This window comes from Mesorhizobium sp. M1E.F.Ca.ET.063.01.1.1 (assembly GCF_003998155.1).
Lineage (GTDB): Bacteria > Pseudomonadota > Alphaproteobacteria > Rhizobiales > Rhizobiaceae > Mesorhizobium.
Genome location: NZ_RZSC01001370.1, coordinates 1 through 770, shown reverse-complemented (window position 1 = coordinate 770; position 770 = coordinate 1). Strand labels below are relative to the sequence as shown.

At 66.8% G+C, this 770-nt stretch carries 1 protein-coding gene and 1 pseudogene; one reads left to right on the top strand and one right to left on the bottom strand.

The annotated features are described in order from the left end of the window. Positions 1-262, top strand: a pseudogene (locus EOA29_RS38650) (hypothetical protein); the annotation flags it as partial. Positions 263-379: 117 nt separating this feature from the next. On the opposite strand, the gene EOA29_RS38645 reads toward EOA29_RS38650, so the two are convergent. After that, positions 380-770 (bottom strand): hypothetical protein (locus EOA29_RS38645; RefSeq protein WP_127222526.1); only part of this gene is annotated, 391 nt, incomplete at its 5' end.

Sequence of the window (770 nt, the reverse complement as noted above, 5' to 3'; positions counted from 1 at the left end):
TGTCATGGCCGCAGGTGCTTCCAGCGGCTCGGGCGGCGGCCTGCTGTCGTCGCTGCAGGGGGCGCTTGGCGGCGTGCTCGGCGAGAAGACCGGCGCGCTGATCAACGGCATCGCCGCGCTCAGGGCCTCCGGCCTCGACATGGCGCAGATTCAAAAGGCCGGCGCCACGCTGGTCCAGCAAGCGGAAGCCGCCGCCGGCCCGGATCTCACCAATCAGGTGCTTGGCTCGGTGCCGGGCCTCAAAGGCCACCTCGGGCTCTGAACAGGCCTTCACGTCGGCAAAGCGTAAGCCATCACATAATCACCCGGCTCGGTCGGCACCAAGCCGGGCGACTACGTGATGGCCTACACGCTGCCGAAGTAAGGCGCCGGGTTAAGCTCAAAGGCCAAGGTGGCTCCTCAGGCTGGGCACTTGACCGAGCACCTGGTTGGTGAGGTCGGGGCCGGCAGCCGCTTCGGCCTGCTTGATCAAAGTCTCGCCGGCCTGCCGGATCTGCGCCATGTCGAGGCCGGACTCTTTCAGTGCCGCGACGCCGTTGATCAATGCGCCTGCCTTTTCGCCGAGCACGCCGCCCAACGCTCCCTGCAGCGAAGACAGCAAGCCGCCACCCGAACCAGCTGCGGCGCCGGCGGCCATCACATCGTATTTCTGGGCCAGCGCATCGGCGCCCGGGATCTGATCGAAGAAGGACGAAACGCTGGTGCCTTCAGCTTCGTGCTCGAGCACGGAGAAGATGGTGCCGACGACCGTCTCGGTGGTTGGCTGGTCG